The sequence below is a fragment of the Kitasatospora sp. NPDC091276 genome (assembly GCF_040684355.1).
In the GTDB taxonomy this organism is placed as follows: domain Bacteria; phylum Actinomycetota; class Actinomycetes; order Streptomycetales; family Streptomycetaceae; genus Kitasatospora.
Genome location: NZ_JBFBFU010000011.1, coordinates 212,662 through 227,362 on the forward strand (window position 1 = coordinate 212,662; position 14,701 = coordinate 227,362).

Sequence of the window (14,701 nt, forward strand, 5' to 3'; positions counted from 1 at the left end):
GGACGGCGCAGTGCCGTCCGGGGCCGCCGGGGCCGGGGATGGTCAGACCTTGAGGTACTTGCGCAGGGTGAAGAACGCCGCCACGCCGGCCATGCCCATACCGACCACGATCAGCAGCGGTATCACCGCGAGCACCGAGCCGAGGCCGATGAAGTGGATGAACTGCACCCGGTCGGCCAGCCAGTTCTGGACGAAGAAGTGCCCGCCGACCAGCAGTCCGGAGGCCATGGCCGCGCCGAGCAGCGCGGAGAACGCGGCCTCGGCGATGAACGGCATCTGGACGTAGAAGTTCGAGGCACCGACCAGGCGCATGATGCCGGTTTCGCGCCGCCTGCTGTACGCCGACACCCGGACGGTGTTGACGATCAGCAGCAGGGCGACGAACAGCATCAGCACCATGATCACGAAGGCCGCCGTCTGGAGGCCGTTGAGCAGGCCGAACAGGTTCTCCAGGATCTTCCGCTGGTCCTCCACCGACTTGACGCCGGGTTTGCCGGCGAAGGCGCTCTGGATGACGTCGTACTTGGTCGGGTCGTTCAGCTTGACCCGCCAGGACTGCGGCATCGCGTCCGGGCCCAGGACGGAGATGAGCGGGTTGTCCGGGTTCATCTCCTTCCAGTGCTTGTACGCCTCGGCGGAGCTCTCGAAGGTCGACGACTGGACCACCGAGTCCATCTTGTCCAGCTGGGCCTTGATGTCCTGCACCTGCTGGTCGGTGGCCGCACCCTTGTCGCACTGCGGCGAGTTGCGCGCGTCCGACTTGGTGCAGAAGTAGATGCTCACCTCGACCTTGTCGTACCAGTACCCCTTCATGGAGTTCACCTGGTCACGGACCAGGAGCGAGGAACCGGCCAGGGCGAGGGAGAGCGCGACACTGACCACGACCGCGATGGTCATCGTCAGGTTGCGGCGGAGACCCACACCGATCTCCGACAGGACGAACTGGGCACGCATGCGGGTAACAACTCCAGGGTCGGTACTGCTGGTCTGGCGACGCGGGCGGACGGCCCTACGGGTTCAGCGCCGGCTGCGCCGGTCGGTCAGTGCTGGTATCCGTAGACGCCGCGGGCCTGGTCGCGGACGAGCAGCCCCTTGTCGAGCTCGATGACGCGCTTGCGCATCTGGTCGACGATGGCCTGGTCGTGGGTGGCCATCAGCACCGTGGTGCCGGTGCGGTTGATGCGGTCGAGCAGCTTCATGATGCCGACCGAGTTCTGCGGGTCGAGGTTGCCGGTGGGCTCGTCCGCGATCAGCAGCATCGGACGGTTCACGAACGCGCGGGCGATCGCCACGCGCTGCTGCTCACCGCCGGAGAGCTCGCCCGGCATGCGGTCCTCCTTGCCGCCGAGGCCGACCAGCTCCAGCACCTCGGGCACCACCTTGTTGATGGCGCTCTTGGGCTTGCCGATCACTTCGAGGGCGAAGGCGACGTTCTGCGCGACCGTCTTGTTGGGCAGCAGGCGGAAGTCCTGGAAGACGGTGCCCAGCTGGCGGCGCATGTGCGGCACCTTCCAGTTGGACAGCTTGCCGAGGTCCTTGCCCAGCACGTGCACCTCGCCCGTGGAGGGGCGCTCCTCGCGCAGGCACAGGCGCAGGAAGGTGGACTTGCCCGAGCCGGACGAGCCGACCAGGAAGACGAACTCGCCCTTCTCGATCTCCAGCGAGACGTTGTCCAGGGCGGGACGGTTCTGCTTGGGATAGGTCTTGGAGACGTTGTCGAATCTGATCACGGCTGCATCACGGAGGCCATCCTAGGCGGCGCCAGTCCTCGGTCGGTCCACCCCGGGCGCCCGGCCCTGGGGCGGGTGGCGGGAGCGGAAAGGGCCGCTCCCGGTCTGGGACCATACGCGAATCGGCGGTCGGCGCGCAGGGCCCGCCCAGGACAGCCGTCGGAATCTGGGGGAGAATGTCTGGTTATGCCCCGAAAATTGGGAGGCATCTCACAGCCCGGGAGCCGGAACGGTCAGAACCTGGCAGAGTGGAGGTGGCGTCCCCGTGTTCGGGCGCTCCCCCGCACAGGGCAAGAAGAGGAACCAAAGCCCCGTCCGGTGCGTTGGCTGTAGCAGCGAGGAGGAGATCGCATGACCTGCGACCATCTGGTGTGCGCCAACTGCAACGGCCGCGTGAGTGACGGGCGCTGCGCGGTCTGCCGCGCCAACCGGGCCCGGCTGCAGGAGCAGCAGGGTCCGTTCGCGGCGCTCTCCCCCGCGATGCTGCTGGCCCTGCTGGCCGGTCTGCTCGCGGTGGCGCTGATCGCCCGGCAGGCACTGGCCTGAACCCACCGAGGCACACGAAAGGGCCCCCGACCACTGCGGTCGGGGGCCCTGTTTCGTCCGTCGGCGCCTACTGCGCGGCGGTCTCGCGCTGCTTGCGCCAGCGGATGCCGGCCTCGATGAAGCCGTCGATGTCGCCGTCCAGCACGCCCTGCGGGTTGCCGACCTCGTACTCCGTCCGGACGTCCTTGACCATCTGGTACGGGTGCAGCACGTAGGAGCGCATCTGGTTGCCCCAGGAGCTGCCGCTGTCCTTGAGCGCGTCCATCGCCGCCCGCTCCTCCTGGCGGCGCCGCTCCAGCAGCTTCGCCTGGAGGACGTTCATCGCGGACGCCTTGTTCTGGATCTGCGAGCGCTCGTTCTGGCAGGAGACCACGACACCGGTCGGGAGGTGCGTGATGCGCACCGCCGAGTCGGTGGTGTTGACGCCCTGGCCGCCGGGGCCGGAGGCGCGGTAGACGTCGATCCGCAGGTCGCCCTCGTCGATGTCGACGTGGTCGGACTGCTCGACGACCGGGAGCACCTCGACACCGGCGAAGGAGGTCTGCCGGCGGCCCTGGTTGTCGAAGGGCGAGATGCGGACCAGGCGGTGGGTGCCCTGCTCGACCGACAGGGTGCCGTAGGCGTACGGCGCCTTGACCGTGAAGGTCGCGGACTTGATGCCGGCCTCTTCGGCGTACGAGGTGTCGTACACCTCGGTGGGGTACCCGTGCCGCTCGGCCCAGCGCAGGTACATGCGCATCAGCTGCTCGGCGAAGTCGGCGGCGTCGACGCCACCGGCCTCGGCACGGATGTTGATCAGCGCCTCGCGGGCGTCGTACTCGCCGGACAGGAGGGTGCGGACCTCCAGCTCCTCGACCGCCTTCTGGAGGGAGACGAGTTCGGACTCGGCCTCGACCCGGGTGTCCGCGTCGTCCTCGGCCTCGGCCAGCTCGAACAGCACGCCCAGGTCGTCGATACGGCTGCGCAGGCCCTCGACCTTGCGCAGTTCGCCCTGGAGGAAGGAGAGCCGGCTGGTCACCTTCTGCGCGTTCGCGATGTCGTCCCACAGGTCGGGGGCGCCTGCCGCCTCCTCCAGGACAGCGATGTCGGCCCGGATCTTGTCCAGGTCGAGGACGGCCTCGATCGACCCCATGGTCGATTCGAGGTTCTTGAGCTCTTCGGAAGGATCGACGGCTGCCACGCCCCCAGGGTAATGGTTCCGGGGGTGGTCATGACGACACCGGGGTCCTCCGGCTCTCGCGGTACCCGCCCGACGGCCCTCTACGGCGCCCGCGGGGCCGTGCCGGACACCGTCGGGCCGGCCGGGTGGCCGGCGTCCGGGGCGGTGGCCGCGAAGGCCGTCCAGGCCGCGGCGGCGCCCGCCAGCAGCAGGACGGTGGCCAGCAGGACGGCCAGCAGCCGGCGGCGGCGCAGCAGCGCCTGCCGGTCCCGGCGGTGCCCGGTGCCCGGGGCGGTGCGCTGGGCGCGGGACTCCGCGGCGTACGCGGCCAGCTCGTCCGCGGAGGGGCGGCGCAGGCTGGTGTGGGTGTCCCGGGTGGAGTCGGGGGCGACGCCGGGCACCAGCGGGACGGCCGGGCCCCGGCGGCGCTTGTGGATGCCCGGGCCGGCGTCCACCTCGGCGTACACGGCCTCACCGGGGGTCAGCGCCTCCTCCGCCGGGGCGCGGCCCTGGGAGGGGACGGCCAGCACCGGCAGGCCGGCCAGCGAGGGCAGCTGCTCGCGCAGCCGGGCGGCCAGCTCGGCGGCCCGCAGCCGGGAGGCCGGGGCCTTGGCCAGGCACTCGGAGATGATCCGCCACAGCCCGTCCGGCAGGCCCGGGATCGGCGGCACCTGCTCGGTGACGTGCCGGCGCAGCACCGCGCCGGTGTGGCCGCCGCCGAACGGGGTGAACCCGGCCAGCAGCTCGTACAGCACGGTGGCGAGGGCGTAGATGTCGACGGCGGCGCGCGGCTCCAGGCCCTCGATGATCTCCGGGGCGAGGTAGTCGGGGGTGCCGATGATCCGGGTGGCCCGGGTGCGGCGCGGGGCGTCGACCAGGCGGGCCACGCCGAAGTCGGTGAGCTTGGCGCGCGGGGCGCCGCCGGGGCCCGGGGCGGCGGCGAGGTCGAGCAGGACGTTCTCCGGCTTGACGTCGCGGTGGACGATGCCGGCGGCGTGCGCGGCGGCCAGGCCGTCGGCGACGTCCGCGATGACCGAGGCGGCGGTCTGCGGCGGGAGCGCGCCGTCGCGCTCCAGCCGGGAGCGCAGGTCGGTGCCCTGGACCAGCTCCATCACCAGGGCGAGGTCGCTGCCGTCCACGACCATGTCGCGCACGCCGACCACCCGGGGGTGGTCGAGGCTGGTCAGCGCGGCGCGCTCCTGGACGAAGCGGCCGACCAGCACCTGGTCGGCGGCCAGGTCCTCGCGCAGCAGCTTGACCGCCACCGGGCCGTCGGGCCCCTCACCGAGCCAGACCGTCCCGGCCGAACCCCGGCCGATCACCTGGTGGACGGTGTACCGGCTGCCGATCTTGCGTGCCAATGCTGCTCCGTGGGCGGCGCGGGAGCGCGCCCGGGGGTCCGGTGCGCTCGATGGGGCGGGACAACAGCGACCAACCTACGCGCCCCGGCGCCCCGCGCGGGCCGCCCGAGGGCCCTGGGCGGGCAGTCTCGGGCGAGAAATCTTATGAATTGTCGACAAAGCGTCAATCCCGCCGCGCGGGCCCGGCCCTGGGCCGGGCGGCCCCGCGCGGCCTGGCCCGGCGTCAGTTCTTCGAGCTGCCGAACAGGGCGTCCGCCCAGTCGCGCACGGTGTTGAACCAGCCCTGGACGTTGTCCCAGTAGTGCGGCAGCGACGTGAAGTTCCACAGCGCCACCCCGGCCACCACCAGCACCACCAGCACCATCAGGCACCCCTTGAGGCAGCCGAGCCCGGGGATGTACATCCGGTTGCGGCTGCGCGGGCGCCGCTCGCGCGGCGGGGCGGGCTCGCGGCGGTCCTGCTCGCGCGGCTCCTCCCGACGCTGCGGGGGCTCGCGGTGCTGAGGGGGCTCGCGGTGCTGAGGGGATTCGCGGCGCTGCGGCGGCTCGGCCCGGCGCGGGACCGGGGTGGGCGGGGGCGGCGGCGGGTAGCCGCCCTGCGACTGCCCGTACGCGGCCGGAGCCGGCCGGTAGCCGCCGGGCGGCTGCGGGCGTCCACCGGGCCCGGACTGCGGCTGACCGCCGTGACCGGTCTGCCCGGCCTGGTAGCCCTGGCCGCCCTGGTACGGCGGCGGGGCCACCGGCGGCCGCTGGGCGTACCCGGGCGGCGGCGGGCCCTGGCGCCGCTGGTCGGGGTGGTAGCCGGCCGGCGGCTGCGGTTGCTGGTAGCCCGGGCGGCCGCCCGGCCCGGCCTGGAAGGGCCGCGGGGCGACCTGCGGGTCCTCGAAGTCCTCCGGGCCGAAGTAGCCGACCTGGGTCTGCTGGTTGCGGTCCCGGGCCGCCCGCAGCTGCGTCTGCCACGGGTGCGGCGTCTCCTCCCCCGGAGCGCCCGGAGCGCCCGGCGGGGGCGGCGGCACGGCGGTGGGCGGCATCACCTGGGTGCGGTCCGGGGCCCCGAACGGCGGGGCGGGCGGCGGCTGGGTGCCCATCACCCGGGTCGCCGCGGCCGGGTCGTACTGCGGGGCCGGCGGGGCGGCCGGAGCCGCCGGCGACAGGCCGGGGACGCCCGCGGCTGCGCTCGGGACGGAGGTCGGGCGCGGGTCCGGCAGCAGCAGCGAGCCGACCGCGAGCGCCTCGTCCACCGCCGCCGGGGAGGCGTGCACCCCGACGCCGGCCGCCACCACCCGCAGCGCGCCGGCCAGCGAGGTCGCGGACGGCCGCTGCGCCGGGTCCTTGCGCAGGCAGCGCTCGATCACCGTCCACAGCGGCTCGGGCATGGTGCTGGGCCGCTGCGGCTCCTGCGCCAGGTGGGCGTGGAGGAGCGCGATCGCGCTGTCGCCCTGGAACGGCTGGCGGCCGGTGACCAGCTCGTACAGCATGATCCCGGCGCCGTAGACGTCCACCGCGGAAGTCTGCGGGCGGCCCTCGGCGGACTCCGGCGCGATGTAGGCGGGGGTGCCGACGAACTCGTGGGTGCGGGTGATGCCCGGGGAGTCGGCGAGGCGGGCGATGCCGAAGTCGGTCAGCATCGGGTGCATCTGCTCGGTGCCGTCCAGCACCGTGGAGGCGAGCAGCACGTTGGCCGGCTTGAGGTCGCGGTGGACGATCCCGTCCTCGTGGCTGGCCGCCAGCGCGTCCGCGACCTGGGCCATCAGCAGGGCGCCGGCGATCGGGCTGAACGGGCCGTTGGAACGCAGGTAGCGGGCCAGGTCGGGGCCGTCGATCAGGTCCATCACCAGGGCCAGCAGCTCGCCCTCGACCACGAGGTCGCGGACCCGGACGATGTTCGGATGGGTCAGTCGCAGCAGCAGCGAGCGCTCGCGCAGGAAGCGCATCACGACGTCCGGGTCGGCCGCCAGTTCCTCGCGCAGCACCTTGATCGCCACCAGCTGCCCGGGCTCGCTGCCGGGAACCTGGACGTCGGGGCGCACCCGGCCGCGCCAGACCGTCCCGGTGGCACCCCGTCCGAGGGTCTCCTCAAGCAGATACTTGCTGCCGACTGGCCGCACCTGTCGCACTCCTCGTCGTGCCGCCCGCGCGGGGCGCTCCTCCGCCGGTGCGGTGAGCCTGCCGGGCCCGTGTCTGCGGCCACTCTAACGGTGTCCGTTCAGGTTTTTGGGGCGACCGGCAGGCCATCCCGGAGGGGTTGGGGGACATCCCCTAGGGGAGTTCCCGGACCGGTTCGGCGGGCCCGCCGGCAGGGCCCCCGCCGCACCGGTTGACCTGACCCTCCGTCGCCTCCACCATGGCGATGATCGCAAGATCGTCAAATCCGGTACGGTGCGCGGACTGTCCGTGACGGATGGCAGGATGGACACTCGCCACTCGTGTGGCCCAAAGGGTCGCCGCGGCCGCCCCGCGCGCCCGCGACGACACCGGGCAGCGGTACCAGGCTCCACACCAGCAGAAGGGACCCGCGGGCGAGATGCAGATCCGGCTGACCGTCCTCCGACCGCGCAGCGGCCCGACCGCCGCCGGCTCCGCCATCCCCTACGTGGACGTGCTGGTCACCGCACCCGTCGGCACCGCGCTCGGCTCCCTCGCGGGCGCCCTCGCGGGCGCCGTCGGCGTGCGCGGGCCCCGGGCCGCCACCCACGTGCACCTGTACGCCGGAGCGCACCGGGTCGACGAGCACACGCTGCTCGGCCACCCCCCGCTCCTCGACGGGGCCGTCCTCAGCCTCAACGAGGCCGACCCGACCGCCGACGACCCCGACGACACCCCCGCCGCCGCCGAACTGCGCGTGGTCGGCGGCCCGGACGCCGGCGGAGTGCACCGGCTGCACGGCCGGGAGATCCGGATCGGCCGCTCCGGCGAAGCCGACGTCCCGCTCGACGACCCCGACGTCTCCCGGCTGCACCTGGCCCTGCACCTCGCCGACGACGGCAGGATCACCGTCCGCGACCTCGGCTCCACCAACGGCACCACCCTGGACGGTCGGCTCGTCCCGCCCGGAGCCCCCGAGGAAGCCGTCCCGCTGGAAGCCGGCGCCCTGCTGCGCATCGGCGAATCCACCCTGCACGTGGCCGCCCCCGACCCGGCCGACGGCACCGGCCGCGCCGCCCTGCCCGACGGCCACGGCCACCTCCAGCTCGCCGCCCCCGGCCCGGTCCGCCCCGCCCCGCCGGTGGCCGAACCGCCAGCGGCCCCCGAACCCGCCCCCGGCCGCGGCCGCGGCCTGCTCTCGCTGCGGCTCGGCCGCACCGCCGAACCGCCCGGCCAGGAGAGCGCCGAACGCCACCACACCGCCGTACGGCTGCGCCAGGCCGCCGCCCAGCGCGAACGATGGCCGGATCTCGCCACCCTGCTGCTCAACGCCGTCGGCCCCGGCCCCCGGCTCTGGGAGCGCGGCCCCGGCCACCCCGACGCGCTCACCCTGCGCCTGGGCACCGCCGACCGCCCCGGCGGCCCCGGCACCGCGCCCGGCACCATGCTGCCCGCCGTCCCCGTCACCCTCGACCTGCAGACCGCCGGCAGCCTCGGCCTCAGCGGCCCGCGCGAACGCCTGGACGCGCTCACCCGCGCCGTCGTCGCCCAGCTCGCCGCCCTGCACCCGCCGACCGGCCTGAGCCTGGTCGTCGTCGACGCCGACCAGGCCCGCACCCCCGAAGAACGCGCGGACACCTGGGCCTGGGCCCTCTGGCTGCCCCACCTGCGCCCCGCCGACGGCCAGGACTGCCGCCTGCTGCTCGGCCTCGACGACGAACAGGCCACCGCCCGGCTGACCGAACTCACCGCCCGGCTCAGCGGCCCGGCCGGCCTCGGCGGCCACCCCGCCACCGTCGTCGTGGTGGACGGCCGCCCGACCACCGAGACCGCCCGGCAGGCCGTCGACCTGCTGCTGCGCCAGGGACCGGCCGTCGGCATCTTCCCGGTCTGCCTCGCCGAGCAGCCCGAACTGCTCCCCCGCGGCCTCGGCGCCACCGCCCTGATCACCGGCGAGGTCGGCACCCAGCTCTCCCTCGACCGCCCCGTCGCCCGCGGCAGGGAGACCTTGCACGAGGTCTCCCTGGACGCCGTCTCCGACGCCTGGGCCGAACGGCTCGCCCGCGTGCTCGCCCCGCTGCGCGAGGCCGCCCCGGCCGCCCGCGGCCCGCTGCCCGACGCGCTGCGGCTGCTCGACCTGCTCCAGCTCGACACCGTCACCCCGGCCAAGCTGTCCGCCCGCTGGGCGGCGCACGCCGGCGGCATCGGCGCCGCCACCGCGCTGCTCGGCACCACCCGGGACGAGCTCTGCACGCTCGACCTGGCCGACCCCGAACTCGCCCTCCCCTCCCCCGACCCGGGCGGCCCGCACCTGCTCATCGGCGGCGCCCGCGGCTCCGGCAAGACCGAGCTGCTGCGCACCCTGGTCGCCTCGCTCGCCGTCTCCGAACGCCCCGAGCGCCTCACCGTCACCCTCATCGAGGGCCGGTCCACCGAGGACGGCCTGGACGGCTGCACCGAACTGCCGCACGTCACCGGTCTGGTGAACGCCGCCGACGACCCGCGGGCCGCGCTGCTCGCCGCGGAGGCCCTGGAGGACGAACTCGCCCTGCGCGAGCGGCTGTTCGACGGACTGGACTTCGCCTCCTGGCACGCCGCCCGCATCCTGGACGGGCAGAGCCTGGACGCCCAGAGCCTGGACGGGCAGGGCCAGGCCGGACAGAGCCTCGTCGGACACCCGGCCGTCCCGGTGCCCGCCGTCGTCGGCGCGGCCTCCGCCGCCACCCCGAAGATCATCCACCCGCGCAGCGGCGACGGCGCCCGGCCGGTCACCTCCCCCGCCGCCGTCCCCTGCCCCGCCCGTCTGGTCGTCGTCGTGGACGACTACGACGCCCTGCTCTCCCCCACCTCCCCGGCCGGCCGCCCGCTCGCCCGCGCCCTCGCCGCCGTCGCCCGCCACGGCGGCCCGCTCGGCGTCCACCTCGCGGTCACCACCGGCCACCCGGAGGAGAGCGCCGGCACCGAGGTCGACGAGGCCGCCCTGCTCCGCATCGCGCTGCGCACCGAGGACCCGGCCGACTCCGACCTGCTGATCCACCTCGGCGACGCGGCCGCCCTGCCCGAGGACACCCCCGGCCGCGGCTACCTGCGCCTGCCGGACGGCGGCGTCACCGCCTTCCAGACCGCCCGGATCAGCGGCCGCATCCCGCGCACCGCCACCCTGCGCCCCACCGTCGTCGCGATCGACCCGCTCCAACTCGGTGCCCCACCCGCCCGCCGCCCGGTCCGCGAACTCGGCAACGGCCCCACCGACCTCGCCCTCCTCGCCAGCGCCCTCCAACGCGCGGCCGCCCACTGACCGGGCAGAACGACCTCCACCGCCCCTGCCGCGATCACCATCGCGGCAGGGGCGGTGCACGTACGGACCTCCCCGAGACACCCGGGAACCGGCGGGCCCACATCCGAGGACGCGGGCCCGCCCGACCGGCCTCGTACGCCGAATGCGGGCGCTGCCACGACCCGGTGCCCCGCCCGGGGTTCTGCCGCGCCCGTGCGGGCCGCGGCGGCAGGACCGTCGCCGTCGACGCCGGAGCACCGTCGCCCCCCGGCGGCGTCACCCGGGCCCGTGCGGCCCTGCGCGGACGGCCCGGGCTTCCCGTGGTGGCGTTCGACGGCTGACCACCACGGGCGGCCCTTCATCCACCCGTCAGGCGGTCAGGCGCACTTGATCTCGCGGTTCACCACGGCCATCCCGGCGACCTTGTCGCCGTCCACGGTGAACTCGTACTGCCAGCCCTGCTGCCCCTCGACCGGCATCACGTACTTGCCGCCCTTGGCGAGCTGGAGGCCCTTGGCGCCGTACGCCTGCTGGAGCGCCTCCACGGTGGAGCCGGCCCCGAGGCCCTCGGCCGTCTTCGCCTCGGCCGGGGCGACCAGTTCGCGCAGGCCCGTCGCCGCGAAGGAGACCCGGCCGGTGGCCAGGTACGCCTTGTCCTTGGCCTCCTGGGCGAACCGCAGGTCGACCAGGGCCATCGTCGCGTCCGCGATCGCCTTGGCGGCGTCGGCCAAGCCCTTGGCCCCGGCGGCGGAGCCCGCGGCGGCGGCGGCCGCGTCCTTGGCGGAGGCGTTCGGCGGCAGGGTGCCCCCCGGGGCGGGCGCCTTGCCCGAGGCCGCGTCGGCCTTGGCGTTCAGGTCCTTGTAGCGGGCCTCGGTGGCCGCCTCGGCGGTCATCCGGGCCTGGTCCGGCGCCGGGCCGCCCTTGTAGACGAAGTCCGTGCAGCCGTCGAGCAGCGAGACCGGCACGCTCTCCAGAGCGCCGGTGGCCAGCCCGGCGTCCTTGGCCATCCCCGGCTTCAACCCCCGGTACCCGGCCGCCGCGAAGGCCTCCGGACCCTTCGACGTGGAGGCGGGCGCGGGCGTCGCCGCGGGCGCCCCGGTGGCGGCCGGAGCCTTCGCGGTGTCCTTCTCGTCCTTCTTGTCATCGGACGTACAGGCCGCCGCACCGGCGACCAGCAGTGCCACCGAGATGCCCACGCCCACTGCGCGGACCGAGGCTCGGTTCTTCCTCATGCCACAACCTTCACTTGATCATTCGATGGTCGCCGCATCGAGAGTGCGACCACGGCCTACAGGCGGTTTCTCAGGAGCAGTACGTGTTGTGCTTGACCAGGGCGAGGCCGGCGACCTTGCCCTCGGCCATGGTGAACTCGTAGAACCAGTCCGGGCCGCCGTTGCCGCCCTCGGCCGGGAGTTCGTACTTGCCGTCCTCGGTCGGCTTGAGGGCCTTGCCCTCGTAGGCTCGCTTGAGCTCGTCCTCCGCCGAACCGGCGCCGACTCCCTCGGCGGTGCGGGCGTCCGCCGGGGCGACCAGCTGGCGCAGGCCCTCGGTGCCGAAGTTGACCCGGCCGGTGGCCAGGAAGGCCTGGTCCCGGTTCTTACGGGCGGTCACGATGACGTCCGCCTCCTTGAACAGCGCGTCGGACTCCTGCCGTTCGGCGGCCTCCTGCTTCAGCCGCTCCTGGAGGCGCTCGCTGTGCTTCACCATCTCCTCCGGCGAGGCCCCGGGCGCCAGGGTCTCGAACGGCTTCCGGTTCGCCCGCATCTCGTCGATCCTGGCAATCGCCTTGTCGGACTTCGCGCGGGCCTCCGTCTCGGCCGCCATCCGGACCGGGTCCGGCGCCGGGCCGCCCTTGTACGCGTAGTCGGTGCAGCCGTTGAACAGCGAGACCGGCGACGGCTCCAGGGCTCCGGAGGCGAGCGCCTCGTCCTTGGTCATCGACAGCCGCAGTCCGCGGTAGCCGCCGGTGCCGAACGGCTGCGGCGGCGTACTGACCGCTGCGGTCGCGCCGGTCTTCCGCCCCGCGTCCTTGCCGCCCTCGCAGGCCGCCGCTCCGGCCACGACCAGAGCCATCGTCAGTACGGCCCCCGCCGTGCGCGCGCTGCGCATCCCCACGGTGATCCCCTCCCCTGTGTCGATCACACACGGTAGCGAATATGCGGGCATGATCCACAATCGGTTTCCACACCAGCGGAAGGGACGTCGCCGTGAACGGCCGACGACTGGCCACCCCGCCGTCCGCCGTCTTCCGTAGGCGGCGGACGGCAGCTGCCGGTCAGTGGGCCGGGGGCTGCGCGGCGAGGCCGCGGGTGTAGTGGGCGGCGGCGAGGACCGAGGCCATCAACTCGGCGTCGAGCACGGAGGCGTCGGCCAGCCGGGTGGCCGCCGCGTGGGAGGCGAGCAGCGTCTTGGTGACCCTCAGTGCGGCCTCGGGGCGGCGGGTGACGGGCCTGACCCACTCGGCCACCGCCCCGTCCAGGTCCTGCTCGGGGACGACGCGTTGCAGGATGGCGAGCTCCCGCGCCTCCACCGCGCCGACCGGGCGGCTGGTGAGGATGATCTCGCGGACCCTGGCCGCGCCGACCTCGTGGAGCAGCCGGGGCAGCAGGCCGCCCCAGGCGACGGGCAGGCCCAGGGCCAGCTCGGGCAGCCGGAAGACGGCGTTGTCGGCGCCGACCCGCAGGTCGCAGGCGAGCGCCAAGGCGAAACCGGCACCGGTGGCCCGGCCCTGGACCCGCGCGACGGTCACGGCGGAGCTGTTGGTGAGGGCATCGCAGACCCTGCGGGCCTTCTCCCCGTAGTTCCGTATGCCGCCGCCGGTCGGGTCCTGGTCCAGGCCCGCGAAGAGTTCGTCCCGGTCGCCGCCGAGGCAGAAGTCCCGGCCGGCCCCGGACAGCACGATCACGCGCACGGCCGGGTCGGGCACGGCCAGCACGGCGAGGAGTTCGTCCAGCATGGCCGAGGTGACGGCGTTCCCGGTCGCCGGGCTGTCCAGCTCGATGTGGAGCACGGGGCCCTGGCGCTCGGTACGGACCGTACGGGCCACCGCGGGCGCGGGGACGGGCTCCGGGGCGGGCGACGGGGCGGGCGACGCGACGGGCTCGGGGTACGGGTACGGGTACGGGAGGTACGACGGCTGCGCCGCGTACGGCGGGTACTGCGGAACCTGGGGAACCTGGGGAACCTGCGGGGACACGTTCATGTGGCCACTCTCAGGGACGTCACCCGGTGGAAGACCATCCGGGGTGCGTACTCGGGCGGGCTCACCGCCCGCAGGGTCGGGAAGCGCCGCAACAGCTGGCCGAGCAGGGCACGTGCCTCCAGCCTGGCCAGGCCCGCCCCGAGGCAGTAGTGGGCGCCGCCGCCGAAGGTGAGGTGGGTGCCCCGGCGGAGCACGTCGAAGGCGTGCGGGTCCGGGTTGCGGCGCGGATCGCGGTTCGCCGCGCCGTACATCACGTGGACCATGGTGTCCTTGGGCAGGAACACCCCGGCCAGCTCGGTGTCCTCGCCCGCGACGCGGCTGTTGACGCGGATCGGCGGGTCGTAGCGCAGCGCCTCGTCGATCGCGTCGTCGATGTGCTCCGGCCGCTCCCGCAGCCACTCCCACCGGCCGGGCGACCGCAGCAGCGACCACACCAGCGAGGAGAGCAGCGTCGCCGTGGTCTCCAGCGAGGCGATGGTGACGAACATGGTGAGCTGGTAGACCATCCGGTCGGTGGCCTCGCGGTCGGACTCCAGCGCGTCCCAGGTGCGGATCCAGCCGGCGATCACGTCGTCGCCGTCGTTGTCGCGGCGCTCCCGGACGAGGCGGGTGAAGTACTCGCGCAGGTCCATGGTGGCCTGCTCCGAAACCGCCAGCTGGCTCTTGGTGGGCAGGAGTTCCTGGGCGTGCACCTGGTTGTGGGTCATCGTCAGGATGTGCGGGTAGTCCGCCGGGTCGATGTCCAGCCAGCGCCCGACGGTGCCGATCGGCAGCTGCTCGCTGACCAGGGACGAGAGGTCCGCCTCGCCGTCCGCCCGTATTCGCTCGGCCAGGCGGTCGAGCAGCCCGGCGACGTCGGCCTCGATCTCCGGCTGCATGTCCCGCAGGGTGGCGTGGTTGAAGAGGTTTCCGAGGCTGCGCCGCTGCCGGGTGTGCTCGGGGGCGTTGAGCCGGGAGAGCGTCCGGCTCATCTCCTGGGTGGCGACGGCCTCCCAGCGCTCCGTCCCGGTCTGCCGTTCCTGCCAGGCGAAATCGGGGACGAGCCAGGTCCTGCCGCGCAGGACCTGGTCGCACGCGTCGTACCCGGTGACCAGGTAGCCGCCCCAGGGCGCCGGGACGAGGTCTCCCAGCGCCCGCAGCCCGTCGTAGACCGGGCTCGGGTCGGCGAGTCCCTCGGCCGACCGCAGCCTGCGCAGGAGCGGCACGGCGGCGCGGCGGTCGACCACCCTTCCGTCCGGGCGCTCCGGGTCTGCGGGGCGGGCTTCCAACGTGGCGGTCACACGGGGCTCCTTACGCGCGGGCGGGCAGTACGGCGGCGATCTACCCAGCAACAGCGCGCTCA

Annotated in this window: 11 protein-coding genes; 2 read left to right on the top strand and 9 right to left on the bottom strand. The window is 74.2% G+C overall.

What is annotated here, in order from left to right:
* Window positions 1-42: 42 nt before the first annotated feature.
* The gene (gene ftsX, locus AB0O19_RS16500) at window positions 43-954 is read right to left on the bottom strand and encodes a permease-like cell division protein FtsX (protein ID WP_350881111.1); all 912 of its coding nucleotides are present in this window, start codon (window positions 952-954) and stop codon (window positions 43-45) included.
* Between the two features lie 86 nt (window positions 955-1,040).
* Entirely contained in the window at window positions 1,041-1,730 is a 690-nt protein-coding gene (gene ftsE / locus AB0O19_RS16505) for a cell division ATP-binding protein FtsE (RefSeq protein WP_063349173.1), read from the bottom strand.
* 351 nt (window positions 1,731-2,081) lie between these two features.
* Here ftsE and AB0O19_RS16510 point away from each other — a divergent pair, with 351 nt between their 5' ends.
* Entirely contained in the window at window positions 2,082-2,276 is a 195-nt protein-coding gene (locus tag AB0O19_RS16510) for a hypothetical protein (protein ID WP_363370334.1), read from the top strand.
* 67 nt (window positions 2,277-2,343) lie between these two features.
* Here the strand turns inward: AB0O19_RS16510 and prfB are convergent, their stop codons facing one another.
* The 3 genes from prfB to AB0O19_RS16525 form a co-directional block, all read right to left on the bottom strand.
* Window positions 2,344-3,456, bottom strand: a complete 1,113-nt coding sequence (gene prfB / locus AB0O19_RS16515) for a peptide chain release factor 2 (RefSeq protein ID WP_363620120.1) — start codon at window positions 3,454-3,456, stop codon at window positions 2,344-2,346.
* An 80-nt stretch (window positions 3,457-3,536) separates the two neighbouring features.
* The gene (locus tag AB0O19_RS16520) at window positions 3,537-4,796 is read right to left on the bottom strand and encodes a serine/threonine-protein kinase (protein WP_363620122.1); all 1,260 of its coding nucleotides are present in this window, start codon (window positions 4,794-4,796) and stop codon (window positions 3,537-3,539) included.
* Window positions 4,797-5,019: 223 nt separating this feature from the next.
* A complete protein-coding gene (locus AB0O19_RS16525; RefSeq protein ID WP_363620124.1) occupies window positions 5,020-6,903 on the bottom strand; it encodes a protein kinase in 1,884 nt (627 codons plus the stop codon).
* Between the two features lie 416 nt (window positions 6,904-7,319).
* On the opposite strand from AB0O19_RS16525, the gene AB0O19_RS16530 reads away from it, so the two are divergent.
* The gene (locus tag AB0O19_RS16530) at window positions 7,320-10,178 is read left to right on the top strand and encodes an FtsK/SpoIIIE domain-containing protein (RefSeq protein WP_363620177.1); all 2,859 of its coding nucleotides are present in this window, start codon (window positions 7,320-7,322) and stop codon (window positions 10,176-10,178) included.
* A gap of 356 nt (window positions 10,179-10,534) precedes the next feature.
* On the opposite strand, the gene AB0O19_RS16535 is transcribed toward AB0O19_RS16530, so the two are convergent.
* The 4 genes from AB0O19_RS16535 to AB0O19_RS16550 all read right to left on the bottom strand — a co-directional run bounded on the left by AB0O19_RS16535 (window position 10,535) and on the right by AB0O19_RS16550 (window position 14,546).
* Window positions 10,535-11,389, bottom strand: coding sequence for a hypothetical protein (locus tag AB0O19_RS16535; RefSeq protein ID WP_363620126.1), 855 nt, complete (start codon window positions 11,387-11,389; stop codon window positions 10,535-10,537).
* A 70-nt stretch (window positions 11,390-11,459) separates the two neighbouring features.
* On the bottom strand, window positions 11,460-12,299 hold the full coding sequence (locus AB0O19_RS16540) for a hypothetical protein (protein WP_363620128.1): 840 nt from the start codon (window positions 12,297-12,299) through the stop codon (window positions 11,460-11,462).
* Between the two features lie 133 nt (window positions 12,300-12,432).
* Window positions 12,433-13,359, bottom strand: a complete 927-nt coding sequence (locus tag AB0O19_RS16545; protein WP_363620130.1) for an enoyl-CoA hydratase/isomerase family protein — start codon at window positions 13,357-13,359, stop codon at window positions 12,433-12,435.
* Window positions 13,356-14,546 (bottom strand): cytochrome P450, encoded by a 1,191-nt coding sequence (locus AB0O19_RS16550; protein WP_363620179.1) that lies wholly within the window; start codon window positions 14,544-14,546, stop codon window positions 13,356-13,358. Before AB0O19_RS16550 ends, AB0O19_RS16545 begins: the two co-directional genes overlap by 4 nt.
* Window positions 14,547-14,701: the final 155 nt, after the last annotated feature.

What these genes read in the sequence shown, in the direction of transcription:
- ftsX (WP_350881111.1), bottom strand. Translation starts at nt 954, where the DNA reads ATGCGTGCCCAGTTCGTCCTGTCGGAGATCGGTGTGGGTCTCCGCCGC.
- AB0O19_RS16510 (WP_363370334.1), top strand. Translation starts at nt 2,082, where the DNA reads ATGACCTGCGACCATCTGGTGTGCGCCAACTGCAACGGCCGCGTGAGT.
- AB0O19_RS16530 (WP_363620177.1), top strand. Translation starts at nt 7,320, where the DNA reads ATGCAGATCCGGCTGACCGTCCTCCGACCGCGCAGCGGCCCGACCGCC.
- AB0O19_RS16535 (WP_363620126.1), bottom strand. Translation starts at nt 11,389, where the DNA reads ATGAGGAAGAACCGAGCCTCGGTCCGCGCAGTGGGCGTGGGCATCTCG.
- AB0O19_RS16545 (WP_363620130.1), bottom strand. Translation starts at nt 13,359, where the DNA reads ATGAACGTGTCCCCGCAGGTTCCCCAGGTTCCCCAGGTTCCGCAGTAC.